General features: G+C 68.2%; 6 protein-coding genes. All 6 read right to left on the reverse strand.

Annotated elements, in window-relative coordinates:
* The coding region (locus tag ACESL5_RS08590) for a hypothetical protein (protein ID WP_372592372.1) at nt 1-796 on the reverse strand (796 nt) is incomplete at its 3' end.
* Nucleotides 797-799: 3 nt separating this feature from the next.
* Nucleotides 800-1,249 carry a protein TolR gene (tolR, locus tag ACESL5_RS08595; RefSeq protein ID WP_372592373.1) on the reverse strand — a complete coding sequence of 150 codons (450 nt, stop codon included), beginning with the start codon at nt 1,247-1,249 and terminating at the stop codon, nt 800-802.
* 3 nt (nt 1,250-1,252) lie between these two features.
* The gene (gene tolQ / locus ACESL5_RS08600; RefSeq protein WP_372592374.1) at nt 1,253-1,930 is read right to left on the reverse strand and encodes a protein TolQ; all 678 of its coding nucleotides are present in this window, start codon (nt 1,928-1,930) and stop codon (nt 1,253-1,255) included.
* Entirely contained in the window at nt 1,927-2,340 is a 414-nt protein-coding gene (gene ybgC, locus ACESL5_RS08605) for a tol-pal system-associated acyl-CoA thioesterase (protein WP_372592375.1), read from the reverse strand. Before ybgC ends, tolQ begins: the two co-directional genes overlap by 4 nt.
* A complete protein-coding gene (ruvB, locus tag ACESL5_RS08610; protein WP_372592376.1) occupies nt 2,337-3,383 on the reverse strand; it encodes a Holliday junction branch migration DNA helicase RuvB in 1,047 nt (348 codons plus the stop codon). The genes ybgC and ruvB overlap by 4 nt, the downstream gene beginning before the upstream one ends.
* A gap of 19 nt (nt 3,384-3,402) precedes the next feature.
* Nucleotides 3,403-3,999 carry a Holliday junction branch migration protein RuvA gene (gene ruvA / locus ACESL5_RS08615; protein WP_372592377.1) on the reverse strand — a complete coding sequence of 199 codons (597 nt, stop codon included), beginning with the start codon at nt 3,997-3,999 and terminating at the stop codon, nt 3,403-3,405.
* Between the last annotated feature and the right edge of the window lie 140 nt (nt 4,000-4,139).

Raw genomic sequence — 4,139 nt, forward strand, 5'->3', positions numbered from 1 at the left:
CCTGTTCCTCGGCCTCACGACGCGCCTTCTCCTCGGCCTCCTTGCGCGCCTGTTCTTCCGCTTCCTTGCGGGCCTGCTCTTCGGCCTCCTTGCGAGCCTTCTCCTCGGCTTCCTTGCGGGCCTGCTCCTCGGCTTCCTTGCGAGCCTTCTCCTCGGCTTCCTTGCGGGCTTTCTCCTCGGCTTCCTTGCGAGCCTTCTCCTCGGCTTCCTTGCGAGCCTTCTCCTCGGCTTCCTTGCGGGCCTTCTCCTCGGCTTCCTTGCGAGCCTTCTCCTCGGCTTCCTTGCGGGCCTTCTCCTCGGCTTCCTTGCGAGCCTGCTCTTCGGCCTCGCGTTGCTTCGCGGCTTTCTCGGCTTCCTCCCGCGCGGCTTCCGCCTCCTTGCGGGCGGCCTCGCGGGCGGCTTCCGCCTCTTCGCGCGCCTTGGCCAGTTCGGCCAGACGCTGCTCCTCCTCCGCGGCGGCCTGCTCGCGCTCTTCGCGCAGTTTCTGCATCTGCTCGGCACGGGCCTCCTCGGCCCGTCGGGCGGCGGCGGCCTCCTCGACGGCCTTTTCCGTCTCCGCACGCTCGCGCTCGCGTGCCTCGCGCTGCTCACGCATGCGCTCGGCCTGCCGCTCGATCGATTCGGATGAGACCGATTCGGCCTCGATGTTCGGGGTAGGAACGGTCTCGGCGTTGCCGGCGGGCTTGACCTTCTCCGGCTCCCACAGCTCGTGGAAGACCACGGCCAGCGCCAGGAGCACGTGCAGCAGCACGGCTACCAGCACGGCCACGGGCATGCGCGCGATTATCCGCAGCATGGCCTACTGCTCCTCCTCGTCCGGCGCTGCCGGGTCGGACTCGGTGACCAGTCCGACCTTGGCCGCCCCGCCCTTCTGGGCGGCGACCATGGCGCGCATGACGGCCTCGTAGTTGGACGAGCGATCGCCCTTGACCAGGATGGGGATCTCCGGGTCGACGGCCCGCGCGGCCGCCACCAGTTCGGTGACGGTCGCCAGGCTCACCGGCGCCTCGGGATTTTCCGCCTGGTTGACGAAGTACTCACCCTCGCGGTCGACGATGATCAGCAGGGGTGGCTCGTCCTGCTCCTCGAGGGGGGTGGCCGCAGCCTGCGGCGGCTCGACCTCCACGCCCTGCTGCAGCATCGGCGCGGTCACCATGAAGATGACCAGCAGCACCAGCATGACGTCGATGTAGGGAACGACATTGATCTCGGCGACCATGCGTCGTGCCCGTCGCGTACGCCGCGCCATGGGTCACTTGCCTCCCAGCTGGCGTTGCAGGAGCCCCAGGAACTCGTCGATGAAGTTCTCGTAACGACCGGAGAGCCAGTCGATCCGTTGCGTGTAACGGTTGTAGGCGATGACCGCCGGGATGGCGGCGAACAGGCCCATGGCAGTCGCGATCAGCGCCTCGGCGATGGGCGGGGCCACCGCCGCCAGCGTGGCGCTCTGCATGGTGCCGAGGTTCATGAACGCGCTCATGATGCCCCAGACGGTACCGAACAGGCCCACGTAGGGGCTGACCGAACCGACCGTCGCCAGGAAGGGCACGCCTTCCTCGAGCTGGTCGATCTGGCGGTTCTGAGCCACGTTCATGGCGCGCTCGACGCCGTCGATGATCTGACCGTGGCTGCGCTCCTCGGCCTGGCGCAGCCGCTGGAATTCGCGGAAGCCGGCCTCGAAGACCGCCTCGTGCCCCTCGCGCGCCCGGGCCTCGCGGGAGATGCGGTCATAGAAATCGTTGAGACTGCCGCCGGCCCAGAAGCTGCCCTCGAACCGGCGCACGCGGGCAACGGCACGCTTGTAGACCCGGGCCTTGTGGATGATCAGGGCCCAGGAGGCGATGGAAGCAAGAACCAGGATGATCAGGACCAGCTGGACCGGCAGGCTGGCACCGGTGATGAGTTCGACTACGGATGGCTCGGAATTCACGCGAAAGACTCCAGGATCGCCTCGGGGATTGGTTTGGGGCGCAGCGTGTCGCTGTGGACACAGACTGCGCGCACGGCAGCTTCACACAAGACCGTGGAATCGGCCGAATGTTCCACTCGCTGGGTGAAGTCGATGGACGCCGCGCGCAGACGTTCCACCTCGCAGGTGACGTTCAGCGCGTCATTAAATCGTGCCGGTCGGCGATATTCAAGCGAGACCCGGGACACCACGAACAGCAGGTTCATGTCGTCGCGAAGCGCGTCCTGCTCCCATCCCCGGGCGCGCAGCCACTCGGTCCGCGCGCGTTCGCAGAAGTTGAGGTAGCGCGCGTGGTAGACCACACCGCCGGCGTCCGTGTCCTCGTAGTAGACACGCACGGGCCAGTAAAAAATCTCTGCGCCGTCCGTCATGACCCTTCCTCCGCCAGCAGGTCGGGCCGGTCACCCGGCCAGCGGGGCGGCGGGGAGAAGCCGAAGTGCTCCCAGGTCTGCCGGGTGGCCATGCGACCGCGCTGGGTACGCACGAGAAAGCCCTGCTGGATCAGGTACGGCTCGAGGACGTCCTCGATGGTGTCACGCGATTCGCCGATCGCCGCGGCGATGTTGTCCAGCCCCACCGGGCCGCCGTCGAACTTGTCCAGCAGGGTCTCGAGCAGGCGGCGGTCCTGGTGGTCGAAGCCGCGCTGGTCGACCTTGAGCATGTCCAGCGCGAGGCTGGCGACCTCGCGGTCGACCCGCCCGCCGCTCTTGATGTCGGCGTAATCCCGCACCCGGCGCAGCAGGCGGTTGGCGATGCGCGGGGTGCCGCGCGAGCGGGCGGCGATCTCGCGCGCGCCCTCGGCATCCATATCGAGACTGGTCAGCCGGGCCGAGCGCTCGACGATGTGCACCAGGTGCTCGACCTCGTAGAACTCCAGGCGCTGCAGGATGCCGAAGCGATCGCGCAGCGGGTTGGTGAGCATGCCGGCGCGGGTGGTGGCCCCGACCAGGGTGAACGGCGGCAGGTCGAGCTTGATCGAGCGCGCCGCGGGGCCCTCGCCGATCATGATGTCGATCTGGTAGTCCTCCATCGCCGGGTAGAGGATCTCCTCGACCACGGCCGAGAGACGGTGGATCTCGTCGATGAACAGTACATCGTTGGGCTCGAGGTTGGTCAACAGCGCGGCCAGGTCGCCGGGGCGCTCGAGCACCGGGCCGGAGGTCTGCTTGAGGTTGACGCCCATCTCGTTGGCGATGATGTGGGCCAGCGTGGTCTTGCCGAGCCCCGGCGGGCCGAAGATCAGCACGTGGTCGAGCGGCTCGCCGCGGTTGCGCGCGGCGGGGACGAAGATCTCCATCTGCTCGACCACCGCCGGCTGGCCGATGTAGTCGGCGAGCCGGCGCGGGCGCAGGGCGCGCTCGATGGCCTCCTCGTCGGGGCGATGTTCGGAGCTGACGAAGCGCGGATCTTCCATGGATTGATTCACCGTAGGGTTACTTCACCGTGTGTCGCAGGGCCAGACGGATCAGGGACTCGGCATCGTCCGCCCCCTCCTTCTCGGCCCGGGTGATCATCCGGCCGGCCTCGGCCGGCTTGTAGCCCAGGGCCTCGAGGGCGCTGATCGCCTCGTCGCGCGGGTGTTCCGCACCCGGCGCACCTCCCGGCAGGCTCGCCGCCGTCGTGCCGGCCTCCTTGTCGATCCGGTCGCGCATTTCGATGATCAGCCGCTCGGCGGTCTTCTTGCCGATGCCCGGCACCTTTACCAGCGCCGCGACGTCCTCGCTGAGCACGCAGTCGCGGAACTGGGCCTCGGACATGCCGGACAGCACCGCGACGGCCATCCGCGGGCCGATGCCCGAGACCTTGATCAATGCCCGGAACAGGTCGCGCTCGCGGGTGGTGGCAAAGCCGTAGAGCAGCTGAGCGTCCTCGCGCACCACCAGGTGGGTATGCAGGATGACGTCGTCCCGCCCCTGGGTGGCGAAGAATGTGGACATGGGGGCCTCGACCTCGTAGCCCACGCCATGCACGTCCACCAGCAGAAACGGTGGCTTGCGCGTAAGCACCCGTCCGGCGAGTCGACCGATCATTTGCGTCCTCCCGATTTGGCCGCGGCGCGCGCCTTGAGCACGGCGGCATCCATGTCCCGCCAGCCGCGCGAGTCGCTGCGGCGGCGATAGCGCCGTTGCGATGCCTCGCGCAGGATGGCGCGCGCTTCCTCGTTCCCGCT

This window comes from Guyparkeria sp., from assembly GCF_041687595.1.
GTDB lineage: Bacteria > Pseudomonadota > Gammaproteobacteria > Halothiobacillales > Halothiobacillaceae > Guyparkeria.

Excerpts from the sequence above, each read along its gene's own strand:
- tolR (WP_372592373.1), bottom strand. The coding sequence starts at position 1,249 with ATGGCGCGGCGTACGCGACGGGCACGACGCATGGTCGCCGAGATCAAT.
- ybgC (WP_372592375.1), bottom strand. The coding sequence starts at position 2,340 with ATGACGGACGGCGCAGAGATTTTTTACTGGCCCGTGCGTGTCTACTAC.
- ruvB (WP_372592376.1), bottom strand. The coding sequence starts at position 3,383 with ATGGAAGATCCGCGCTTCGTCAGCTCCGAACATCGCCCCGACGAGGAG.
- ruvA (WP_372592377.1), bottom strand. The coding sequence starts at position 3,999 with ATGATCGGTCGACTCGCCGGACGGGTGCTTACGCGCAAGCCACCGTTT.